This window comes from Sphingobium sp. SA916, from assembly GCF_002894065.1.
In the GTDB taxonomy this organism is placed as follows: domain Bacteria; phylum Pseudomonadota; class Alphaproteobacteria; order Sphingomonadales; family Sphingomonadaceae; genus Sphingobium; species Sphingobium fuliginis.
In genome coordinates, this window is record NZ_LXYF01000037.1 from 23822 (window position 1) to 45264 (window position 21443).

Genomic DNA, 21443 nt, shown 5'->3' on the forward strand with positions numbered 1-21443 from the left:
ATACTTCAATTGGCCGATGCGTGCCTCACAGCGGCCAATCGTTCCAAGCTCTCCGTCTTCCCCAGAAGGAAAAGGACGTCGAAAATTCCCGGCGAAACCGTGCGACCGGTCAGCGCCGCGCGCAAAGGCTGCGCGACCTTTCCAAGCCCGAGGCCGGCATCCTCTGCCACGCGGCGAATGGCTTCTTCGATCGCTTCGACCGTCCAGGACTGGACGGGTGCAAGAGCGTCGGCTGTCTGTCCCAGCAGCGCGCGTGCGGAATCGTCTAGCAGAGCAAGCGCCTTCTCGTCAAAATCGAGCGGGCAATTTTTGAACAAGAATTCGGCGCCCTCCGCAATTTCGTTAAGCGTCCTGGCGCGCGGCTTGAGCGACGGCATGGCCTCGGCAAGCCGTTTCTCGCCATCCTCCGGCAGGTCGATGTTCAACCTTGCCGCAACCCTTGGCGCGACCAGCGCGGCAAGGCGCGCGTCATCCGCCTCCCGCAGATAATGGCCGTTCAGATTCTCCAGCTTCTTGATGTCGAAGCGAGAGGGCGAGCGGCCGACACCTGAAATATCAAAGAGTTCCACCGCACGCTCGCGGGAAATGATCTCCTCATCGCCATGGCCCCAGCCGAGTCGCAGCAGATAGTTGAACACCGCTTCGGGCAGCATGCCCAACTCGTCGCGATAGGCATCGACGCCAAGCGCGCCGTGCCGCTTGGACAGCTTCGCGCCGTCGGCTCCGTGGATCAGCGGGATATGGGCGTAGATGGGCTCTTCCCAATTCATCGCCTTTATGATGCCTAGCTGGCGGAACGCATTGTTGAGATGGTCGTCGCCGCGAATGACATGGGTGACGCCCATGTCATGGTCGTCGACCACCACCGCCAGCATATAGGTGGGCGTGCCGTCCGAACGCAGCAGGATCATGTCGTCCAGCTCCGCATTCTGGACGACGACGCGGCCCTGCACGGCGTCCTCGATCACCGTCTCACCTTCGCGCGGCGCTTTCAGGCGGATGACGAAGGGCGCGCCTTCCGGGGCTTCGGAGGGATCGCGGTCCCGCCACCGTCCGTCATAGCGCATCGGCTGCTTGGCGGCGCGCTGCCGCTCGCGCAGTTCCGCCAGTTCCTCGGGCGTCGCATAGCAGCGATAGGCATGGCCGGAGGCGAGCATCTGGTTCGCCACTTCGGCATGGCGTGGCGTGCGCTCGAACTGGAAGACCGCCGGTTCGTCGCCGCCCAGCCCCAGCCATTCCAGCCCGTCGAAGATGGCGGCGACCGCTTCCTCGGTGGAGCGGGCCCGGTCTGTGTCCTCGATCCGCAGCAGGAACTTGCCGCCGTGATGACGTGCGAACAGCCAGTTGAATAGCGCGGTGCGCGCGCCGCCGATGTGAAGAAAACCGGTAGGCGACGGCGCAAAACGGGTTACTACCTGCTTGTTCGAACCTGTAGCACTCACCGTTTCATTCCCTGCCATTCGCCCGGATACCACCCGACCCATCCATGATCGCGACGCCCCCTAGCATGGCTTTCGAGCCACGACAAACCTCCGTTGTCAGTTCGGCCCGGGGGAAAGCGGCGCGGATTTGGCGCGGCGTGGAGCTGTGGCTGGAGGAGGAGCGCGAACGGTTGCCGCTATGGGTTCCAGTCGCCCTGGCTGCGGGAATCGCGGCCTGGTTCCTTCTGCCTAATCGACTGGAATGGCTGGCCTTTTGCTGCGTGACGCTTGCGGTTGCCTGCGCCGCGCTGCTTTTGCCGCCCGGTGGCCGGGTGCGTCAGGCGATCGTCGTCGGTGGCATTCTTGCCTGTGCGGGGTGCCTGCTGGTCTGGGGGAAAGCGACGATCGTCGGATCGCCGCCCCTCGACCGCCCGGCCTTCATCTCGCTGAAGGGGGAGGTCCGGTCGGTCGAAAGGCTGCCCGCGCAGCACATGAGTCGCGTGCTGGTCCGGCCTGTCGGCGTGCCTGCCCTGCCGCCCCTGGTGCGCGTCAATCTTGACGATGCGTCGATGCCGCCGGGGGTCGGAGAGGGAGCCATCATAGCCTTCCGCACAAGGCTGATGCCGCCTGCGCCGCCCAGCCTGCCGGGCGGCTATGATTTTGCGCGCCGCGCCTATTTCGAGGGCGTCGGCGCGACCGGGCGTGTGCTGCCGCCGGTTACGGTCCTGCGGCCGGCCACGGCCGGCCCCCGGTTGAGGGCGCGTCTGTTCGAGCATATCCTGGAGCGCGTTCCGGGACAGGGCGCCGGCATCGCCGCTGCCCTGGCCACCGGCGATCAGGGCGCGATCGCGCAGGCAGATGCGGAGGCGATGCGGCGGAGCGGCCTTGCGCATCTGCTGTCGATCAGCGGTCTGCATGTCACGGCCCTGATCGCTGCGGTGATCTTCCTGTTGATGCGGATGATGGCGCTCAGCCGCCGGGCGGCTCTCGACTGGCCGCTGATGCTGCTGGCCGCGGGCGGCGGCGCTCTGGCGGGCATCGGCTATACGCTTCTGACTGGCGCAGAGGTGCCGACCGTGCGATCCTGCGTCGCTGCCCTGCTTGTGCTGGGCGGACTGGCGATGGGACGGGACGCAATCACGCTCAGGCTCGTGGCGGCGGGGGCGCTGGTGGTGCTGATCCTCTGGCCAGAAGCACTGGTGGGGCCGAGCTTCCAGATGAGCTTCGCGGCCGTGATAGCCCTGGTGTCGCTGGGCGAGCATCCCGCCTTCCGCGCCTTTCTCGCGCCGCGTGACGAAGGGGTGGGGCGCCGGATCGGACGCAATCTTGCGGGCATGCTGGCGACCGGCCTGGTCGTGGAGCTGGTGCTGGCGCCGATCGCGCTGTTCCATTTCCACAAGGCGGGCATGTTGGGGTCGATGGCCAATCTGGTGGCCATACCGCTTACGACCCTGGTGGTCATGCCGCTGGAGGCGACGGCCTTGCTGCTGGACCTAGGCGGGTGGGGTGCGCCCTTCTGGTGGCTTGCCGCGCGATCGATCGACCTGCTGTTGCTGATTGCCCATGGCGTGGCGTCCAGCCCTTGGGCGGTGGTACTGGCGCCCGCCCAGTCGGGCGTGGTGTTCGGCCTGATGCTGCTGGGCATGCTGTGGTGCCTGCTATGGCGAAGCCGGTGGCGCTGGGCGGGTCTGATGCCCGTGACCACCGGCGTCATGATGGTGCTGACCAGCCCGATGCCCGCCATATTGATAAGCGGGGACGGCCGGCATGTCGCGGTGCGCACTGCCGATGGCGGCATGGCGATGCTGCGGGCGCGAGCCGGCGGCTATGCGCGCGACGTCATAGCGGAAAGCGCGGGTTATGACGGTACCTTGCAGGCATTGACGGCGCTGCCCCAGGCCCGCTGTTCTCCCGATCTATGCGCCGTTCGCCTGAAGGGAGGGGGCCGAAACTGGAACCTGTTGCTGACGCGAAGCAGCGTGAGGATCGATAATGCGATACTGGCGCGGGATTGCGCCTATTCAGACATCGTCGTCAGCGACCGCCGCCTGCCGGGCGCCTGTCGCCCACGCTGGCTGAAGGTGGATCGACGCTTCCTCGCCAGGACGGGTGGCCTGACCATCGATCTGGACCATGGCACCATGCGCAGCGCGAAGGCGTGGCATGACGAGCACCCCTGGGTCGCGCGGCCTTCCAGCCGGCCGCGCGAATACAGGAAGCATCAGTTATAGCGGCGCAGCAACCCGGCCAGCTTGCCCTGGATGCGAACCTGCCGAGGGTCGTAGATCTGCGGTTCATAGGCGCTGTTGGCGGGATCGAGCCTGACCTTCGGACCCTCACGCCGGAAATATTTCAGCGTCGCTTCATTTTCGTCGATCAGGGCGACCACGATCTGCCCCTCGCGCGCGACGTCGGTGCGCTGGATAAGCGCGAAATCGCCGTCCAGAATGCCCGCTTCGACCATTGAATCCCCTGCCACTTCCAGCGCATAATGATCCCCGGTGCCCAGCAGCGCGGCGGGAACGGAAAGCATGTTCTGCCCCTCCAGCGCCTCGATCGGCACGCCCGCCGCGATCCGGCCGTGCAGCGGAATCTCCAATATGTCGTTGGCGGCGACCGGGGGTCTGCTGGCTACCGGACCGGGCGTCAGCGGCGGCTTGGCAGGCACGACGACCTTGGGAGCGCGATGCATGGCATCGGGCAGCTTGAGCACTTCCAGTGCGCGGGCGCGATTGGGCAGGCGGCGGATGAAGCCGCGTTCCTCCAACGCATTGATCAGGCGGTGGATGCCGGATTTGGACCGCAGGTCCAGCGCTTCCTTCATCTCCTCGAAAGAGGGGGATACGCCTCCCTCCTCCAGCCGGGTCTGAATGAAGCTCAGCAATTCCTGTTGCTTGGGTGTCAACATCTCGCCTTGCCCTCCTTGGAACGGATGGAGAACGCATAGGAAACGGAACGGGGCAAGTCAAGCGCCTAACCGTTGGGCGCTTTTGCTGGAACGCGGGAGGCCCCAGGCCGTTTAACGCCTGCCTTCCACGAAGAAGGTGAATAGGAGAGAAAGATGGCCAACCAGAACAACCAGGGCGGCGGTCAACGTCGCGACCAGCAGGGCGGCGACCGCTCCAGCCAGGGTGGACGCCAGCAGCAGCAGGAAGACCGGCAGGGCCAGATGGGCGATGAACGCCGTCAGGACAAGTCGCCCGGCAAGCAGCAGCGTTGAAGGAACGGCGGCGGTCCAGCAGGGCTGACATCGCCGCCATCCGTCAGGACTGCACTGGAAGGGGTCGCGCGGCGGCCCCTTTCCTTATGCGAGGGGAAGGACCGTGACGGGATCGCCGGCGGCAGCCGGAGCAGAGCCGGCGGGGCGCAGGATGAGGCAGTCGGCCATCGCCATGGCCGCGGTGGCGGCGCTGTCCTGCGATGTCACGGAAACGATGCCCGCTTCCGTGCGGAACGCGCGGAGGTAATCGTCGCGTTCCCCCGTGGCGGGCAGCGGCGCGGCGAGCGTCGCCGGCGCGGTGCGGGGCAGGGGCGATGCCGCGCCCATCATGTTGCGGACCAGCGGCAACAGGAACAGCGTCGCCGTCACGAAGGCCGATACCGGATTGCCCGGCAGGCCCAGGAAGACGGCGGAACCCAATGTCCCCGCCATCAACGGCTTGCCCGGACGCATGCGGATCTTCCAGAAATCGAGCGAACCCCCGGCCTGGACGAAAGCCGGGCGGACGATGTCGTGATCGCCCACCGATGCGCCGCCGGTCGAAACGATGATGTCCGCCTGGCTGGCGCGGGCAAAGGCCTTGACCATGCCGGGGAGATCGTCCGGCACGATCCCCAGATCGATGACATCGCAGGAAAGGCCGGCGAGCAGGGCGGCCAGCATGGGCGCGTTGGAGGAGGGAAGCTGGCCGGGCTGCGTCGGCGCACCGGGGGGCACGAGTTCGTTGCCGGTCGAGAGCAGGGCGACCCGCGCCCGGCGCGATACGGGCAGCGTCCCATGCCCGGCCAGCACGGCGAGCGCGATCTGCGCCGCCCCCAATGCGCTGCCGGCCTTCAGCAAAAGGCCGTCCTTGCGGAAGTCGGAACCGGCCGGACGCACATGACGCCCCTTCGTCAGCGCCTCCTCCAGCCCGCGCAGCATGTCCCCCTCCCGCGCGGCATTTTCCTGAATCAGGATGCTGTCGGCGCCCTGCGGCAAGGGCGCGCCGGTGAAGATGCGGCAGGCCTGGCCGGGTTCTAGGGGCGGAGGCGGCGGGCCGCCCGCCGCGCTTTCGGCGGCGACCTGCCATGGCCCGGGCCATTCGGCGGCGCGCACGGCATAGCCGTCCATGGCGGAAAGATCGGCCCAGGGCTGATCACGCAGCGCAACGACATCTTCCTTCAGCCATCGTCCGGCGCAGGCGGGAATGGGCATATGCTCCGTCGGCAGCGGCCTTGCCAGCGCCATCAGGCGGCTCTGCGCCTCCGCGACCGGAAGCAGGCTCATGATGCCGGCCCGTCCCCAGCCGTCCAGTCGCCGGACTTGCCGCCGCTCTTGGCCAGCAGGCGCACGTCGCTGATGATCATGCCCTTGTCCAGCGCCTTGGCCATGTCATAGACCGTCAGCAACGCGACCGACGCGGCGGTCAGCGCCTCCATCTCGACGCCGGTCTGACCGGCGGTCTTCGCGGTCGCCGTCACGGTCACGCCGCTGCCGTCGAGATCGAGGTCGATGCTGACCGAACTGAGCGGAATCGGGTGGCAGAGCGGGATGAGGTCGGCGGTCCGCTTGGCCGCCATGATGCCCGCCACGCGGGCCACGGCCAGCACGTCGCCCTTCTTCACCAATCCCTGCTCGATCGCTGCTGCTGCATCGGGACTCATGCTGATGCGGCCGCTCGCGACAGCCTTGCGCGCGGTCGTCGCCTTGGCGGAAACATCGACCATATGGGCCGACCCCTCCTCGTCCAGATGGGTGAGCTTGCTCATCGCCCCGTCAGCAGCCTGCGCGTGGCGGTTTCGACATCCGCCTGCCTCATCAGGGTTTCCCCCACCAGAAAGCAGCGCACGCCATGGTCCGACATGGCGATCAGGTCGTCATGGCTGCCGATGCCGCTTTCCGCAACGAAGGTGCATCCTTCCGGAGCCTGTCCGACCAGTTCGTAGGTGCGGGCGAAATCGACCGTGAAGTCGCGCAAGTCGCGATTATTGACGCCGATCAGGCGCGAGCGGAGCTTCATCGCGCGCTCCAGTTCCTGCGCATCATGCACTTCAACCAGCGCATCCATGCCCAGGCCAAGGGCGGCGTCCTCTATCTCCGCCATCTGATTGTCGTCCAGCGCGGCGGCGATGATCAGGATCGCGTCGGCGCCGAGCGATCGGCTTTCCAGCACCTGCCAGGGATCGACCATGAAATCCTTGCGCAGCACCGGCAGGGCGCAGGCCGATCGGGCCGCGACCAGATAATCGTCATGCCCCTGGAAATAAGGTTCGTCGGTCAGCACCGACAGGCAGGCCGCGCCACCCGCCGCATAGGCGCGGGCATGGGCGGGCGGATCGAAATCGGGGCGGATCAGGCCCTTGGACGGGCTGGCCTTCTTGATCTCCGCGATCAGGCCGAATCCGGAGCGGGCGGCACCGTCCAGCGCCTTGCGGAAGCCGCGCGGAGGCGTCTGTTCGGCGGCGCGGGCGTGAAGCGAGGAGATGGGCGTGGCGGCCTTGCGCCGGGCGACTTCCTCCCGCTTTACATCGCAGATTTCGATCAGCTTGTTCGTCATTTATAGGCTATCCAGCAATTGAGCAGCGCGTTGGCAAGGCCGCGGTCGATGGTTTCGGCGGCTTCCTCCACGCCTTCGCGGAAATCGGACACGGCGTCGGCCACGACAAGGGCGGCGGCGGCGTTCAGCAGCACCGCGTCACGATAAGGCCCCGCTTCGCCTTGCAACAGGGCGCGCAGGGCGGCGGCGTTATAGGCGGGGTCGCCCCCCCTGATCGCCTCGACCGGATGGGTGGACAGGCCGAGTTCGGCAGCGGTCAGGCGGCGCGTCGCAACCAGCCTGCCGCCTTTCACCTCCGCCAGAGCATTGCCGCCGGCCAGCGACAGTTCGTCAAGCCCTTCGTCGCCTGAAACGATCATCGCATGATCGACGCCCAGTTCCGCAAGCGCCTCCGCATAGACGGGGACATAGTCCGGACGCGCTATGCCGACCAGTTGACGGCGCACCCCGGCCGGATTGGCGAGCGGCCCCATCAGGTTGAAGATGGTGCGTTCCCCGATCGCCCTGCGGATGGGGCCAAGCCGTTTGAGCGCGGGATGATAATTCTGCGCAAAAAGGAAACAGATGCCAAGATCGGCCAGCGTCGCTTCGGCTGTCGTGGCGGCGCGGTCCAGGTCCAGGCCGAGCGCTTCCAGCGTATCGGCTGCGCCGGCCTTGGAGGAAGCGGCGCGGTTGCCATGCTTGGCCACGGGCACGCCCGCCGACGCAACCACCAGCGACACGGCGGTCGAAACGTTGAGGGTATGATGGCCATCGCCGCCCGTGCCGCAGACATCGATCGTGCCCGCCGACGCCGTGACTGGGATCATGCGGTGGCGCATGGCGCGGGCGGCGGCGGCGATTTCCGTTGCCGTCTCGCCACGCCGGGCCATAGCGATGAGAAAGCCCGCGATCTCCTCTTCCGGCAGGTTGGCGTCGAACAGCAGGTCGAAAGCCTTTGCGGCCTGTTGCGCGTCGAGTGGGGTGGCGGGATCGGGCAGGTGGGTCATCGACGCTGCCTTAATCATGGGAAGGAGCCGGAGTCGAGATGGGGAAGCGCGAAAGTCGTTATGGCAGCGCAATATGGTGCGCTAGGCGATGCGGTCGCAGGCGGCGAGATTTGCGGGTTTGCCGCCGCGGTCCCGCCTTCGCGTGATTTGCCGGACTGGCTGATTTGGGGGGTAATCGGACACCCCCTTATCCCTCTCCCTTGAGGGAGAGGGCTGCGCAGACTTGGCAGCTTGCTGCTTAGTCGTAGCTGGGTGAGGGGGTTGCGATCCAGGGGATCGCGCGGGCCACAGGCCCGCTCCCCCTCATCAAACTCCGCCCAGGCTCCTTCATCGCCAAGGCTTCCTGTCCTTCCCCCTCAAGGGAGAAGGAAGGTCCTGAATTGGCCATTCCCCCCAAATTCCGAACTTGGCCTAAGGTGAGGCCGCTTCAGGCCGCCGCGCGTTCGCGAACCGGAATGCCGGCGATCCGCATGAAGTTCGCCAGCATGTCATGACCATGTTCGGTGGCGATGCTTTCCGGGTGGAACTGGACCGAATGGATCGGCAGGTCGCGATGCCGGAAACCCATGACCGAGCCGTCCTCGCTGGTGGCGTTGACGATCAGCGTTTCGGGAATCTCCTCGACGATCAGCGAATGGTAGCGGGTGGCCGTGAAGGGCGAAGGCAGCCCCTGAAACAGACCCGTGCCGTCATGGGTGACGGGAGAGGTCTTGCCGTGCATCAGGCCGCCGCGCACCACCTTGCCGCCGAAATGCTGGCCGATCGACTGATGGCCCAGGCACACACCCAGCAGCGGCGCACCCGCATCGGCGCAGGCGGCCACGAGATCGAGGCTGACGCCCGCTTCATTGGGCGTGCACGGACCGGGCGACAGCAGAAATGCCTGCGCGCCGGTGGAAAGGGCCTGGCCGGCGGAAATGGCGTCGTTGCGGACAACCTCCACCTGCGCTCCCAATTCCATGAGATAATGGACGAGGTTCCAGGTGAAGCTGTCATAATTGTCGATGACGAGGATCATGCAGCGGCTTTAGCGCGGGATCGAAGCTTGGGGAAGGGCCGCATTTCCGCAGCGGCGGCGATTTGGGCGGGAAGCCGGACAGGGAGTGTCGACCCCAAGCGCATGTGCTTCCGCGAAGGCAGGGGGCAAGCATCGACTGGCGGCAGCGAATGGATTTCCCTTCATTCGCCCATCTCGTCCCATTTGAAAGCCAAGCGGGTTTCACCGGTCTGCACGCCGTCCGGGTCGAAGCGGCGCTCTGAAATGACGCCTTGTCCCCGCGCGTCGACTGCGACGATCGTGCTGCATCGCGTGCCATAGACGGGATTGCGGATGAAGATGGGCGAGATCATCGCCTCCGCCGGAATGTCGGAGGGCGCATCGGGGGCAATGCCGGCGTGGGGCAGGCTTTCCGCGCGGAGGGCGCCGAACAGCGCCAGAGGATCTTCGGCTCCGGCGACCAGCCAGTCGAGCAAGGCGGATTTGAGGGCGAGCGTCTTCGGCCAAGGCGCATCGAGCGTGCCGTTGGAAAGGCCATATAGGCCAGGCGTGAGTTCCGTGCGCAGGAGGTGAGGGCGGTTGGTCAGGAACAGCGCCCGGTCCCGGTCGATCAGGATGAGATTGAACGGATTGAAATCCCCCAGCGGAGCCGTCTCGTCGCCGCTCAGAAGGTCCGTCACCAACGCGCCGCGGGACGCGCGATCGGGATCGGGCCCGCCATAGCCGCGCAGGTTGGTGACGATCGCGGCGCGCCCCTGTTCGGAAACGCCCAGCCAGGTTCCGCCGGAAAGCAGGTCCCGGCCTGCGATCAGATGGTCCGCCTGTTCCCAGCGGGCGAGCGGCGCTGCGGGGCGCGCGTGCAGTTCGTCGCGATTGCCGATGAGGATCAGCCGCCAGCGGGGGTGCGCGTCCCAAGCCATTGCCATGATGCACATGCGTGTTTTCCTCCGGATCGGGAGCGGCTTGATAAACGGTCCGCGCCTCTCCATATAGGCCGGTGCCGGGTTCGCCCGGCTATGGTGATAAATCGTATCGTGCAATAGGCGCAGCGGACCCGGGGGCGGTACCCGGCGGCTCCACCACATTCCCCGTCGTTCCGGGGCGCGTGACGGGGCCGAACTAGGATCGACGTGTGTTGAAAAGCGATGCCTTCACCCGGCCTGAGTACGCCGTAAAAAGGTTCAAAACTCACAAGTGCCAACGATAACGAGGCTCTTGCTCTTGCTGCGTAATTGATGGCCTCACGGCCGGACATTACTCAAAAAGAACGCGGTTGAACCCACCGGGCAACAGAAGGGAATTCAGCGGCCGCCGGAGGGGCCGGGCAACAGAACCCTCCGGACCTTCCCTCACAATTCCACTTTTTCCAGTCGGCTGGTCGCGGGATCGCTGGCTCCCGCGCGGCTGCTCGCGAATCGATGAAGTCCGGAACGACTTCATTCGATTACACTTTTATGACAGTTAAAAGAAAAAGATATAAGATGTTGAATATAGGGCGATAAAAATCCTTTTCAGCGGATGCTCCAGCCCTTGCTCCCATGTCATCAAAGTGAAATACTTACAGCTATTATAGAAGGTTTTTTCCGGAGGTTTTGGATGAGGAAGGCCGCAGCAATTTGTGGGTTGGCTCTGGCGGCGATGGCCCCGGCTGTGGCATCAGCTGCCGATGATACCATCATAGTGGGCGTGTCCGACAAGGGGCTGGCCTCCAAGGCGCTGGCAGCGGGAGACTATCAGGTCGCTGCTCGCCGGCTGGAGGCGCTACGGTCCGATTTCCCCGACGATCCGGCTCGACTCATTAATTTGGGAAATGCCTATGCCGGAATGGGGAAGGCAAAGGCGGCACGCAATGCATATCAGGCGGCGCGCTTCGCTCCTGACGCCGTGCTGGTGACGGCTGATGGGCAGGAAGGATCATCGCGGGAGATCGCTCGCAAGGCGATCGGCCGTCTGCAGACAAGTTACGCCATGCGCTGAACAGGCGCAAAGGCGGACACCCTGGGTGCAGGGAGCGGGGGCGTCGTCCTTTTGGGACGGCGCCCCTTTGTCCTTGCGGCTTGGAAGCTGTTCCGCCTTCACCAGGTGTCTAGATCACGCTGCGTTCAATCTTACGCAGGCCGCGCGCTGCGGATGGCCCGATCCCATGGCAAGCAAAGCAAAGATCGGGGCGATGTCGCAAAAGTGAAACATGCGTCTTCAAACTGTCATTTGAAAGACTTCGATATGTCATAGAAGCGGCACAACCCTGTCATCTGTCGCGCCTAACTGCCGCCAGCAGGGCGACAGGGGGCGTTGTCCGATTCGAGTTTCTCCCCTGCGCTCCGCAACCTTTATGAAGCCGGCGAGCGCCGGGGCGGAGACTCCATGGTCAAGAATAACCGTTTCAACACCATCCTGATGGCGGGCTGTGCCTGTGCCGCGCTCAGCGCATGCGGCGCCAATGACGTCGCCTCGCCCGGCAGCGGCGGTGACATCACCATCAACTATCCCACCCCCACGCCGACTCCGACACCCACGCCGACCCCGTCGGCTACGGTGACCCCGGCAGGCGGTTGTCCGACCCTTCCGGCTGGCGCCAATCCGCTGGTCGATAGGGGCACCACCGCCACGACACCGACCGGTGTATGGCGCATCTGCGAACTGCCGTCGCGCATCAACCAGTCGATCACCCTGCCGAAGCTTGCCGGCCTGCTCTATTCGCTCCCCGGCCGCGTCGATGTCGGTTGCGACCGCGGACCCAGCGACAGCCAGATTCCCGCCGGCTGCACGCTGCCGTCCGTCACGCTCACCATCGAACCCGGCGTTATCGTCTATGGTGCCACCGGCACGTCCTGGCTCGCGGTCAATCGCGGCAACAAGATCAATGCCGTCGGCACGGCCGACAAGCCGATCATCTTCACCAGCAAGAGCAATATCGACGGCGCAGTGAACGACAATTCCATCGGTCAGTGGGGCGGCGTCGTGCTGATGGGCCGTGCCCGCATCACCGACTGCACCACCGGCTCGGTCGGCGCGGGCACCTGCGAGCGCCAGACCGAAGGCGCGGCGGACCCGGCGATCTATGGCGGTACCCTCGACACCGACAATAGCGGCACGATGAAATATGTGCAGATCCGCTATTCGGGCTATGTGCTGGGCGCCAACACCGAATTGCAGGCGCTGACCACGGAAGGCATCGGCAGCGGCACCACGCTGGAATATATCCAGAGCCACAACAGTTCGGACGACGGCGCCGAATTCTTTGGCGGCACCGTCAAGATGAAGCACTACATCGCCACCGGCGCGGATGACGACAGCCTCGACATCGACACCGGCTTGCAGGGCTTCTTCCAATATGTGCTGATCGTGCAGCGCCCTGGTCAGGGCGACGCGCTGATGGAGGTCGACAGCAACGGCTTTGAAGGCGATACGCCGCGCCAGAAGACCATCGTTGCCAACTTCACCGCGATCCAGGCGCAGTCGAGCGCCAATAACGACGCCAATGACCAGGCCTCGATCCTGTTGCGCGGCAATGCGGACCTGACTCTCGTTAACGGCATCGTCAACTCCCCGAACAACGAGTGCCTTCGCATGAACGGCAGCGGCACCACTCCGGCGACGCTGACCGCCCGTTCGGTCGTGATGGCGTGCAACGCCACCAAATATCTCGGCACGGGCAGCATCACCGCGGCGCAGGTCGCGACAGCCTTCGGTTCGGGTTCGAACGGCAATAACGACGCTTTCACCATCTCGCTGAGCAGCCTGTTCATCAATGGTGCCGGCGAAACGGCTGTGACTCCGTTCGATGCCAAGACGCTGGACGCCTATTTCGACACGACCAGCTATGTCGGGGCGGTCAAGGACGCGAATGACAATTGGTACAAGGGTTGGACCTGCAACTCCGCCACGGCAGCGTTCGACACCACCAGCAACGCCAACCGCGCCTGCACTTCGCTGCCGGTCACCTAAGCGCCCGACGCAGCCATGAACGGGGCGGGCGCGGCTTTCAAACGAGCCGTTTCCCGCCCCGATCTCGCAATTCCAATATTTAGGGGACATTCGATGGCGACGCCGCTCAAGCTTGCGGGCCTGCTGCTCATTTCATCCGCGCTGGTCGCACCGGCTGCAATCGCGCAAACCGCCAGCGCACCGGCCGCCGGTTCTCAGCCGACCGATCCCGCCCCGGTGCCGGGCCAGCCCGCAAAGGAAGCGGATCAGGGTTCCGTGCCCGACATTTCCATTCCCGGCAGCGACATCATCGTCACGGGCCGCCGCGGCGCGAATATCCAGAAGAGCGCGCCCGCCGTCGTGTCGATCCTGTCGTCCGCCGATATTGCTCGGACAGGCGACGGCAACATCGCCGGCGCCCTGGGCCGCGTCACCGGCCTTAGCGTGGTGGGTAGCGGCTATGTCTATGTGCGCGGCCTTGGCGACCGCTATTCGCTGGCGCTCCTGAACGGCTCCCCCCTGCCGAGCCCCGAACCGCTGAAGCGGGTCGTGCCGCTCGACCTGTTCCCGACCAATATCGTCTCGTCCTCACTGGTGCAGAAGAGCTATTCGGCCAATTACCCAGGCGAGTTCGGCGGTGGGGTCATCAATCTCACGACCAGCGTCATCCCGGCAGAAAGCTTCGTCACGGTGAGCGGTGGCATCGGCGCCAATGATGAGACGACCGCGCAGATGGGTTACACCTATTATGGCAGCGGCAGCGACTGGACCGGCTTCGACAACGGTTCGCGCGACATTCCGCCGGCGCTCAAGGCCTTCTTCCGGAGCGGCGAGCGGATCAGCTCGGGCAATGTCGACACCGGCGCGATCGCCAGCCAGCTCGTCAGCTTCGACAATGCACTGGTCCAGCGGGTGCAGGACGTGGCGCCCAACTATAGCGCGACCATCTCCGGCGGGACCTCCTTCGATCTGGGCGGGGCGGTGTTGGGCCTGATCGCGACGGCGGGCTACAGCAACCGTTGGGTGACGCGTGACCAGACGCAACAGAACTCGCTGACGCCTGATCTTGGAACGCTGGAAAATGATTTCCGGCGGGTGACGACCGACAATCGCATCATCGTCAACGGGCTGCTGGGTGTTGGTCTGGAATTCGGGGACAACAAGATCCGCTGGACCAACCTCTATATACGCGACACGCTGAAGCATACGCGGCTGGGCGTCGGCCATCGGCAGGAAACGGCCGTCGACTTCATGCAGCAGGATACCGCCTGGTATGAAAGGCAGTTGATCGACACGCAGGTCGTCGGTGAGTTCAAGTTGACGCCGGAACTGAGCCTGGACGTGCGGGGCGGCTTCGCCAACTCACAACGCGAGGCTCCGGCCGAACTGACCCTGGAATATGTCCGCACCAATTCGGCGTCCGATCCCTTGGGCCAATATTTCGTGAACCGCCTGAACAATGGCAATGGTGGCGACGCGACGATCAGCTATTCCGACCTTAACGAGGATCTGTGGTCGAGCGGCATCGACCTCAGCTATCGGCCGACGCCCGAACTGTCGCTGACCGCGGGCTATGCCTTCCTGAACACCAGCCGCACAAGCTCCCGCCGCGACTTCCAGTTCACGGCGCCCAGCACTTTCCCTGAAGGGGTGGCGCTGCTGCGACCGGACCTGTTGCTTCGGCCGAGCGTAATCGACACCTTCGACATCGTCCTGATCGAAACCAATGAGGGCAATCCGGCTTTCCGAGCGCGGCTGCGCAATCATGCGGGCTATGGCAAGTTCAATTGGCAGATCACTCCGGAACTGTCGATCGATGCCGGCGTCCGCTATGAAAAAGCGAAGGAGACGGTGTCGCCGATCCAGGTGTTCAGCACGCCCGGTGCCAGCCTTGCCGCGACCAGTCTGAAGAACGATTATTGGCTGCCGTCGGCTACAGTGACCTGGCAGGTCCGCCCTGACATGCAGTTCCGCGTCAATGCATCGAAGACCATCGCCCGGCCGCAGTTCCGCGAGTTGATCTATCAATTCTACTTCGATCCGGATACGAACCGCCGTTATCAGGGCAATCCCTACCTTCAGGACAGCCAGCTTTATAATGGCGAGGCGCGTTTCGAATGGTATTTTGCCCGAGACCAGCGCTTCTCGCTATCGGGTTTTTACAAGCGGATCAAGAATCCGATCGAAACCTTCATCTCGGGAGGCGAGTTCATCACCAGCTTTGCCAATGCGCCCAAGGCGAATCTGTATGGCGGCGAAGTCGAATTGCAGAAATATGTCGATCTGTCGGGCGTCGGCAGCGATGCGTTTTTCGCAACGCGGCGTTTGGTGGCGATCGCCAATTATACCTATACCAAGTCAAAGCTGAAGGTCGGCGCCGATGATCCGGTTGCGGTGTTCGGTTCCTCGTCGGGCAACGCGACCGACTTCTTCCGCGATGGAGCGCCGCTGACGGGCCAGTCAGATCATCTGGTAAACCTGCAACTTGGGATCGAAGATCAGGAAAGCCTGTCGCAGCAGACGCTGATCCTGTCCTATGCCAGCAAGCGCGTGACCAGCCGTGGTCTGGCTAACCAGAACCAGCCGGATGTCTATGAACGGCCACCGATCAATCTGGACTTCGTCGCACGGCAGGGCGTGCATGTGGCGGGTCGCCAGTTCGACGTGAAGTTCGAGGCCCGTAACATCCTGGATAAGGATTATAAGGAAACGCAATCGAACGGGACCAATATGGTCGTCTATAACGCGTATCGCATCGGACGGACGTTCAATTTTTCGCTCTCGACGACCTTCTGAAAGCCCGTTGTCGAGGGGATGGGGATGCCGCCTCTCGACCCTCCGCCGGTCTTTGCCTGATCCTCCTCATGTCTCCGCATGGGGAGGATTGCGTTTGCTAATGGGCTGATTGGCGCGACGGGGCTGTTCGTGATAGTTCGAACTCCAGGCAGATGCGCGGAGGCGGCGCATGAATTGGGAAGTCGAACTGAAGCTGGAACTGGCGCCCGATGCGGCGGATGCTTTCGGGCGACTGGACTGGCTCCCGGCGGACAGCGACGTGGCGACATTGCGGTCCATCTATTTCGACACGGCGCAGCGGGATCTGGCGGGCCGGGGGATCAGCCTGCGTATTCGCCGGTCGAACGGCCAGCGGGTGCAGACGGTCAAGGCCGATGGAGAGGGCGGCGCGGGGCTGTTCGCGCGGGCGGAATGGGAAATGCCGGTCGCGGACGATGCGCCGGTGCTGGATGCCCGGACGCCGATAGCCGAGCTGCTGGGGCAGGGGGTGCATGGCATCCAGCCTGTCTTCCATGCCGAAGTCGAGCGGCGCAGATGGATCGTGCGGCAGGATGATGCCCTGATCGAACTGGTGCTGGACCGGGGGCATGTGAGCGCCGGGGACCGGCAGGCCGCGATCTGCGAAGTCGAACTGGAACTGAAATCCGGCTCACCGGGCGCCCTGTTCCTCCTCGCGCGGCGGATCGACGCCGAAATGCCGGTCCGTCCCGGCGTGCTGACGAAGGCGGAGCGAGGATACCGGCTGCGCGACCGGCTTGCCGCCTTCGTCAAGGCGGAACCGGTGGCGCTCGACCCGTCGATGCGGACGGAGGAGGCATTGTCGCGGATCGCGGGAAGCTGCCTGCGGCACTATCGGCTGAACGAGGCGCTGCTGCTGGATCATTATGATCCAGGGGCGCTGCACCAGGCACGGGTGGCGATCCGCCGGTTACGCTCGGCCCTTTCGCTGTTCAGGCCCATGCTGGCTCCTGCGGATGTGGAGCGCTTCCAGGGCGAGCTCAAATGGCTGGCGGCCATGCTGGGCGAGGCGCGCAATCTGGATGTGCTGGCCGAACGGATCGAGACGGAGGAACTGCGCGAGCGATGGGATGCGGTTCGGGGCGAGGTGCATGGCCGCGTGCAGGAATGGCTGCGCTCGGCCCGGGTTCGGATGCTGCTGATCGATCTTGTCGAATGGCTGACCCTGGGCGCGGGGCTTGGCCGGGGCAAGGCGCTGGCGATGCGGGACGAGCCGGCGGCGGACTTTGCCGCACGGCGCTTGCGGCGGCTGCGCAGGCGGATCGCGAAGGAGGGCAGGGGGCTTGCCGGATTGAGCGACGAAGCGCGCCACGAGGTGCGCAAGGATGCCAAGAAACTGCGCTACGCCTCCGAATTCTTCGCCGGACTGTTCGAGGGCAGGAAGGCGCGGCGGCGGCGGGGCAAATTCATCGCCGCGCTGGAACAGGTGCAGTCGGAACTGGGCGCATTGAATGATCTGGTCGCCGCGCCGGGGTTGCTGGCGCATTATGGGCTGGGGGGAGAGGAAGCCAGGCTGCGCCCGAAGCGGAAACGGAAATTATTGGGCGCCGCGGCCCGCGCCCATGAGGATTTGCTGGAGGCCCCTCGCTTCTGGCGGTGAGGGTATTTGCGGCGAGGGATGGAGAGCGGATGGTCTGAGCGCCCCCCCTCCATGAAGCATGTCGCGCTTGATGGGCTGCCAATGGTCATTCGCGACCCACCCCCGATCACCCCCAGGGCCGTTCGCGATACCATTTGGTGATCACATGCTTGACGCCGCTGCGTACTTTCATGCCGTGGTGGATGCTGGCGGGATTATAGGCCCCCGGACCCAGCCGGTTGTTCCACGCCAGCAGCTTGCCGGTTTCGGGCTGTACCGTCTTGCCGATCTTGACGAAGCGGGTCGCGCCGCCCGCCGCCGGTTCGTTCAGATAGACCATCAGCGTCCATGTGCGGTTCCCGGAAACCGCGCAGAAGCGTTCGAAATCGGGGCCCTTGGGTTCGAAATAGTCGGTATGCGCCTTGAATTCCTGACCGACGGAATAGCGCTGCCCCTGAATGGGTTCGCCATGGGCGGGATCGATGCCGGCGAAGGCGGCAAGCTTCGCGTCGATCCTCGCCACAAGCGGGTCGGAAGCGTCCAGGTCGCATGTCTCGCTGGTGCGGAAATATCCGTCGCCATTCGCGTCCGCGATGGTGGAGGGGCGGCGGTGGGCGTCGATCCGTTCGATCAGGCCGGCACATTCCTCCGCCGACAGGAAATGGCGCTGGATGAACAGGACCAGGTCGCGGCTGGGCACGCGCTGGATGCGGGGGTGGGATGCGATCCAGGCAGGATCGGCGTCGGGCGCGGCGGGAGGGAGGCTATCGGCCATCGGCAGGGTCCAGGAAGCGGAAATCCGGCCTTTTGCTATCGCTGGCCGCGCGAAATGCAAGCGCCGTCGCTTCGGCCGTTGCGATTGTCATCAAAGCGTCACAATAGTGTCATCCGGTAGTAAAACCAATTTTCTAGCAGGCGCCGATATCAAGGGGGATGAACGACGCGCATGCGTGTGGCTTTCAGCGAGAATATCCGGAACATGGGCGGACGGTTGCGGCCGATCGACTGGTTGTCGGCGGTCGAGAAGCTGTTGCTGGGCCTGCTGGCGCTGCAATGCGCGGCGCTCGTCTGGACGGTGCTGACGCCCGTCGGCAGTTTCGGCCCCTGGGAAGGGAGGCAGGCCCGCTTCCTTTCCGTCGCGGAACGGCAGGCGCTGTTTTCCAGCTTCGATCCCTTTTATCGCGGCGGTCCGCAACAGGCGGGCGGCGGCGTCGTGACCTCCCTGGCGCTGACCGTTTACGGCATCCGCCTGAACGAAGGGTCCGGACTGGGCTCCGCGATCGTGGCGGGGCCGGATGGGGTGCAGAACAGCTTTGCCGTGGGTGAGGAGATCATGCCCGGCGTGGTGTTGAAGGCGGTCGCCTTCGACCATATCACCATCGACCGCGGCGGGGCGGAGGAGCAGGTGTTTCTCGACCAGTCGCAGCCCGCGCCGACGGCCATGCCGGATGGCGGAACGCCCGCAGGTTCGCCGCCTTCGCCGGTGACGGGAACGGACAATCCGACCGCCGACATGCTGAAACGCGACGTCGGCTACACCCCCCGGATGCAGAATGGGCGCGTGACCGGCCTCATCCTGACGGCCAAGGGGCCCGGCTTCCAACAGGCCGGCTTCCAGCCCGGCGACATCGTCACCCAGGTCGACGGCCAGCCCATCGGATCGGTGAGCGATCTTCAGGCGCTGCAGGGCAGGATCATGCCCGGCGCCCGCATTTCCCTGACGGTGGAGCGCGGCGCGGCCATGTCCTCCGTCAACCTGACACTGCAAGGCCAATGACCAGAAAACTGCTTCTTTCCGCCGCCATGGCCCTCGCGCTGGCGGCTCCCATCGCATCGCCGGTCATGGCGCAGCAGACGCTGAACGTGCGCGACGCCGACATCCGCGCCTTCATCCAGGATGCGGCGCGGGTGACCGGGCGGACCTTCATCATCGACAATCGCGTGGCGGGGAAGGTGTCGGTCGTGACCGACCGGCCGCTGTCGCGATCCGAATATTTCGAGATTTTCCTGTCGACGCTGCGGGCGAACGGGCTGGTGGCGGTGCCGGCGCCCGGCGGCGCCTATCGCATCCAGCCGGCGGACGGTGCGGCGGGCCAGCCCAGCGCCGTGGGCCGCGCGGCCAATCGCAACCAGTTCGTGACGGAGGTTTTCCGCCTGCGTTCCATCGACGCGGCGAGCGCGCTGGAAACGCTGCGGCCGCTGGTCAGCAAGGATGGCTCCGTGACGGCGAACCGGGCCGGGAACAGCGTGGTCGTGGCGGACTATGCCGACAATATCGGGCGCATCCGGCAGGTGATCGCGCGGATCGACCGGGATACGGCCTCGACCACCACGGTCGTGCTGAAAAATGCCGGGGCGCGGGAGATCGCGACGTCCCTGCAGGCGCTGGTGACGACGGGCGGGGAAGGGGCGGCGAAGCCCGCGACCATCGTGCCCATCGACAGCAGCAATGCCGTCGCGATCCGTGGCGATGCCGGGACGGTGGCGCGGCTGGCGCAGATGGCGCGCGACCTCGACCGGCAGGCCGCGAGCGGGACCGAGATCCGCGTCTACTGGCTGGAACATGCCGATGCCGAAAAGCTGCTGCCGGTGTTGCAGCAACTGGTGGGGCAGGCGACCGCTTCGTCCGTGACCGCCTCCACCCCTGCGGCGGGAACCGCGCCCTCCGCCGTCCCAGCCGCCGCTTCAACCGTGGTGGCGGGGCCGGGCGGTTCGGGCGGCAGCGGGATTTCGTCGCGCGGGCCCGCCATCGTCACCCGCTATGAGGGCGCCAATGCGATCATCGTCGCGGCCAACAGCGACGTGCAGCGGATGCTGGGCGAGACGATCCGCCAGATCGACACGCGGCGCGAACAGGTGCTGGTGGAGGCGATCATCGTCGAGATCAGCGACGCCGCCGCCAAGAAGCTGGGCGTGCAATTCCTGATCGGCAGCACCAAGACCGGTTTTGCCGCGACCAATTATTCCAATGCTTCGCCCAATATCTTGACTTTGGCAGGCGCGATCGCCGCCGATCGGCTGGGCGAGACGACGACGACCGTCGTGGCGCCGGATGGCACCCGAACGGAGACGAGGACGCGGGAAAATGGCGACCTTGCCAATACGCTGCAACAGGCGGCGGTCGACAGCCTGATGAACGCGACCGGCGGCTTCGGCGGCGTGGCGACCTCGCTGGGCAGGAACGGGATTTTCGGCGCGATCATCAATGCCGTCAAATCCGATACCGACAGCAACATCCTCTCCACGCCCTCGGTGATGACGCTGGACAATCAGAAGGCGTCGATACTGGTCGGCCAGCAGGTGCCGGTGACCACGGGCGAGGCGCTGAGCCAGAATTTCGACAACCAGTTCCGCACCGTCCAGCGTCAGGATGTCGGCATCAAGCTGGAGGTGAAGCCGCAGATCAACACTGGCGGCGCGATCAAGCTGTTCCTCAAGCAGGAAGTGTCCAGCGTCGCCGGGCCAGTGTCGAACAACAACAGCGACCTCATCATCAACAAGCGTGAGATCGAGACGACCGTGACGGTCGACGATGGCGAGATATTGGCGCTGGGCGGCCTGCTGGACGACAATGAGCGCAAGACGATAGAGCGCATTCCGCTGCTGTCCGACATTCCCGGCATCGGCGAATTGTTCAAGTCGCGCAGCAAGAGCCGGACCAAGACCAACCTCATGGTCTTCATCCGCCCCACCATATTGCGGTCGAAGGAAGATGCGCAGAAGCTGACGCAGCAGCGCTACGGCTATATCCGCGGCATGCAGTTGCAGCGCAACCCGGAACAGGAACCGGGCATAGACGAGCTGGTGCGCGACTATATGGGCGCGACGCCCCCCGCCGCCGCGCCGCAGCCGGGCGACGCCGTGGTGCAGCCGCCCGCCGAGATCATCGAACCGACCGCCCGCCACTCCAGCGGCGTGGTGCGGCCCATGGACATCCCGGAAAGCGAGCAACGGAAATGA

17 protein-coding genes and 1 other RNA gene are annotated in these 21443 nt (G+C 65.0%); 9 read left to right on the forward strand and 9 right to left on the reverse strand.

Annotation, left to right across the window (positions count from 1 at the left end; genetic code table 11):
- Positions 1 to 5 precede the first annotated feature (5 nt).
- A complete protein-coding gene (gene gltX / locus A8G00_RS11250) occupies positions 6 to 1460 on the reverse strand; it encodes a glutamate--tRNA ligase (RefSeq protein ID WP_025549268.1) in 1455 nt (484 codons plus the stop codon).
- A 47-nt stretch (positions 1461 to 1507) separates the two neighbouring features.
- On the opposite strand from gltX, the gene A8G00_RS11255 reads away from it, so the two are divergent.
- A complete protein-coding gene (locus tag A8G00_RS11255; protein WP_099187009.1) occupies positions 1508 to 3652 on the forward strand; it encodes a ComEC/Rec2 family competence protein in 2145 nt (714 codons plus the stop codon).
- On the opposite strand, the gene lexA is transcribed toward A8G00_RS11255, so the two are convergent.
- Positions 3643 to 4329 carry a transcriptional repressor LexA gene (gene lexA, locus A8G00_RS11260; RefSeq protein ID WP_044661822.1) on the reverse strand — a complete coding sequence of 229 codons (687 nt, stop codon included), beginning with the start codon at positions 4327 to 4329 and terminating at the stop codon, positions 3643 to 3645. The genes A8G00_RS11255 and lexA overlap by 10 nt on opposite strands.
- Positions 4330 to 4482: 153 nt before the next feature.
- On the opposite strand from lexA, the gene A8G00_RS25150 reads away from it, so the two are divergent.
- Positions 4483 to 4641, forward strand: coding sequence for a hypothetical protein (locus A8G00_RS25150; protein ID WP_165363390.1), 159 nt, complete (start codon positions 4483 to 4485; stop codon positions 4639 to 4641).
- An 84-nt stretch (positions 4642 to 4725) separates the two neighbouring features.
- On the opposite strand, the gene glp is transcribed toward A8G00_RS25150, so the two are convergent.
- The 6 genes from glp to A8G00_RS11290 all read right to left on the reverse strand — a co-directional run bounded on the left by glp (position 4726) and on the right by A8G00_RS11290 (position 10098).
- Positions 4726 to 5907 carry a gephyrin-like molybdotransferase Glp gene (glp, locus tag A8G00_RS11265; protein WP_099186313.1) on the reverse strand — a complete coding sequence of 394 codons (1182 nt, stop codon included), beginning with the start codon at positions 5905 to 5907 and terminating at the stop codon, positions 4726 to 4728.
- Positions 5904 to 6389: a cyclic pyranopterin monophosphate synthase MoaC gene (gene moaC / locus A8G00_RS11270; protein ID WP_025549266.1), complete on the reverse strand. Its 486-nt coding sequence runs from the start codon at positions 6387 to 6389 to the stop codon at positions 5904 to 5906. The genes glp and moaC overlap by 4 nt, the downstream gene beginning before the upstream one ends.
- Positions 6386 to 7177, reverse strand: coding sequence for an indole-3-glycerol phosphate synthase TrpC (trpC, locus tag A8G00_RS11275; RefSeq protein WP_099186312.1), 792 nt, complete (start codon positions 7175 to 7177; stop codon positions 6386 to 6388). Before trpC ends, moaC begins: the two co-directional genes overlap by 4 nt.
- On the reverse strand, positions 7174 to 8166 hold the full coding sequence (gene trpD, locus A8G00_RS11280) for an anthranilate phosphoribosyltransferase (RefSeq protein ID WP_099187008.1): 993 nt from the start codon (positions 8164 to 8166) through the stop codon (positions 7174 to 7176). The genes trpC and trpD overlap by 4 nt, the downstream gene beginning before the upstream one ends.
- 427 nt (positions 8167 to 8593) lie before the next feature.
- A complete protein-coding gene (locus A8G00_RS11285; protein ID WP_025551081.1) occupies positions 8594 to 9184 on the reverse strand; it encodes an aminodeoxychorismate/anthranilate synthase component II in 591 nt (196 codons plus the stop codon).
- A gap of 161 nt (positions 9185 to 9345) precedes the next feature.
- Entirely contained in the window at positions 9346 to 10098 is a 753-nt protein-coding gene (locus A8G00_RS11290) for an NRDE family protein (RefSeq protein WP_103000729.1), read from the reverse strand.
- 24 nt (positions 10099 to 10122) lie between these two features.
- On the opposite strand from A8G00_RS11290, the gene ssrA reads away from it, so the two are divergent.
- From ssrA to A8G00_RS11315, 5 genes are all read left to right on the forward strand, one after another.
- Positions 10123 to 10467: a transfer-messenger RNA gene (gene ssrA / locus A8G00_RS11295) on the forward strand.
- 292 nt (positions 10468 to 10759) lie between these two features.
- The gene (locus tag A8G00_RS11300) at positions 10760 to 11140 is read left to right on the forward strand and encodes a tetratricopeptide repeat protein (protein ID WP_048575384.1); all 381 of its coding nucleotides are present in this window, start codon (positions 10760 to 10762) and stop codon (positions 11138 to 11140) included.
- A gap of 387 nt (positions 11141 to 11527) precedes the next feature.
- Positions 11528 to 13111 carry a hypothetical protein gene (locus A8G00_RS11305; RefSeq protein WP_048575382.1) on the forward strand — a complete coding sequence of 528 codons (1584 nt, stop codon included), beginning with the start codon at positions 11528 to 11530 and terminating at the stop codon, positions 13109 to 13111.
- Positions 13112 to 13204: 93 nt separating this feature from the next.
- Positions 13205 to 15886: a TonB-dependent receptor gene (locus tag A8G00_RS11310; protein WP_099186309.1), complete on the forward strand. Its 2682-nt coding sequence runs from the start codon at positions 13205 to 13207 to the stop codon at positions 15884 to 15886.
- Positions 15887 to 16055: 169 nt separating this feature from the next.
- Entirely contained in the window at positions 16056 to 17504 is a 1449-nt protein-coding gene (locus A8G00_RS11315) for a CYTH and CHAD domain-containing protein (RefSeq protein ID WP_099186308.1), read from the forward strand.
- Between the two features lie 106 nt (positions 17505 to 17610).
- Here A8G00_RS11315 and A8G00_RS11320 read toward each other — a convergent pair whose 3' ends face one another.
- On the reverse strand, positions 17611 to 18264 hold the full coding sequence (locus A8G00_RS11320; RefSeq protein WP_025551089.1) for a 2OG-Fe(II) oxygenase: 654 nt from the start codon (positions 18262 to 18264) through the stop codon (positions 17611 to 17613).
- Between the two features lie 165 nt (positions 18265 to 18429).
- Here A8G00_RS11320 and A8G00_RS11325 point away from each other — a divergent pair, with 165 nt between their 5' ends.
- The gene (locus A8G00_RS11325) at positions 18430 to 19260 is read left to right on the forward strand and encodes a type II secretion system protein N (RefSeq protein ID WP_099186307.1); all 831 of its coding nucleotides are present in this window, start codon (positions 18430 to 18432) and stop codon (positions 19258 to 19260) included.
- Positions 19257 to 21443 carry a type II secretion system secretin GspD gene (gene gspD / locus A8G00_RS11330; protein WP_099186306.1) on the forward strand — a complete coding sequence of 729 codons (2187 nt, stop codon included), beginning with the start codon at positions 19257 to 19259 and terminating at the stop codon, positions 21441 to 21443. The genes A8G00_RS11325 and gspD overlap by 4 nt, the downstream gene beginning before the upstream one ends.

Bases quoted from the DNA above. Each gene is read 5' to 3' on its own strand.
- gltX (WP_025549268.1), bottom strand. From the start codon at position 1,460: ATGGCAGGGAATGAAACGGTGAGTGCTACAGGTTCGAACAAGCAGGTA.
- A8G00_RS11255 (WP_099187009.1), top strand. From the start codon at position 1,508: ATGGCTTTCGAGCCACGACAAACCTCCGTTGTCAGTTCGGCCCGGGGG.
- lexA (WP_044661822.1), bottom strand. From the start codon at position 4,329: ATGTTGACACCCAAGCAACAGGAATTGCTGAGCTTCATTCAGACCCGG.
- A8G00_RS25150 (WP_165363390.1), top strand. From the start codon at position 4,483: ATGGCCAACCAGAACAACCAGGGCGGCGGTCAACGTCGCGACCAGCAG.
- glp (WP_099186313.1), bottom strand. From the start codon at position 5,907: ATGAGCCTGCTTCCGGTCGCGGAGGCGCAGAGCCGCCTGATGGCGCTG.
- moaC (WP_025549266.1), bottom strand. From the start codon at position 6,389: ATGAGCAAGCTCACCCATCTGGACGAGGAGGGGTCGGCCCATATGGTC.
- trpC (WP_099186312.1), bottom strand. From the start codon at position 7,177: ATGACGAACAAGCTGATCGAAATCTGCGATGTAAAGCGGGAGGAAGTC.
- trpD (WP_099187008.1), bottom strand. From the start codon at position 8,166: ATGACCCACCTGCCCGATCCCGCCACCCCACTCGACGCGCAACAGGCC.
- A8G00_RS11285 (WP_025551081.1), bottom strand. From the start codon at position 9,184: ATGATCCTCGTCATCGACAATTATGACAGCTTCACCTGGAACCTCGTC.
- A8G00_RS11290 (WP_103000729.1), bottom strand. From the start codon at position 10,098: ATGTGCATCATGGCAATGGCTTGGGACGCGCACCCCCGCTGGCGGCTG.
- A8G00_RS11300 (WP_048575384.1), top strand. From the start codon at position 10,760: ATGAGGAAGGCCGCAGCAATTTGTGGGTTGGCTCTGGCGGCGATGGCC.
- A8G00_RS11305 (WP_048575382.1), top strand. From the start codon at position 11,528: ATGGTCAAGAATAACCGTTTCAACACCATCCTGATGGCGGGCTGTGCC.
- A8G00_RS11310 (WP_099186309.1), top strand. From the start codon at position 13,205: ATGGCGACGCCGCTCAAGCTTGCGGGCCTGCTGCTCATTTCATCCGCG.
- A8G00_RS11315 (WP_099186308.1), top strand. From the start codon at position 16,056: ATGAATTGGGAAGTCGAACTGAAGCTGGAACTGGCGCCCGATGCGGCG.
- A8G00_RS11325 (WP_099186307.1), top strand. From the start codon at position 18,430: ATGCGTGTGGCTTTCAGCGAGAATATCCGGAACATGGGCGGACGGTTG.
- gspD (WP_099186306.1), top strand. From the start codon at position 19,257: ATGACCAGAAAACTGCTTCTTTCCGCCGCCATGGCCCTCGCGCTGGCG.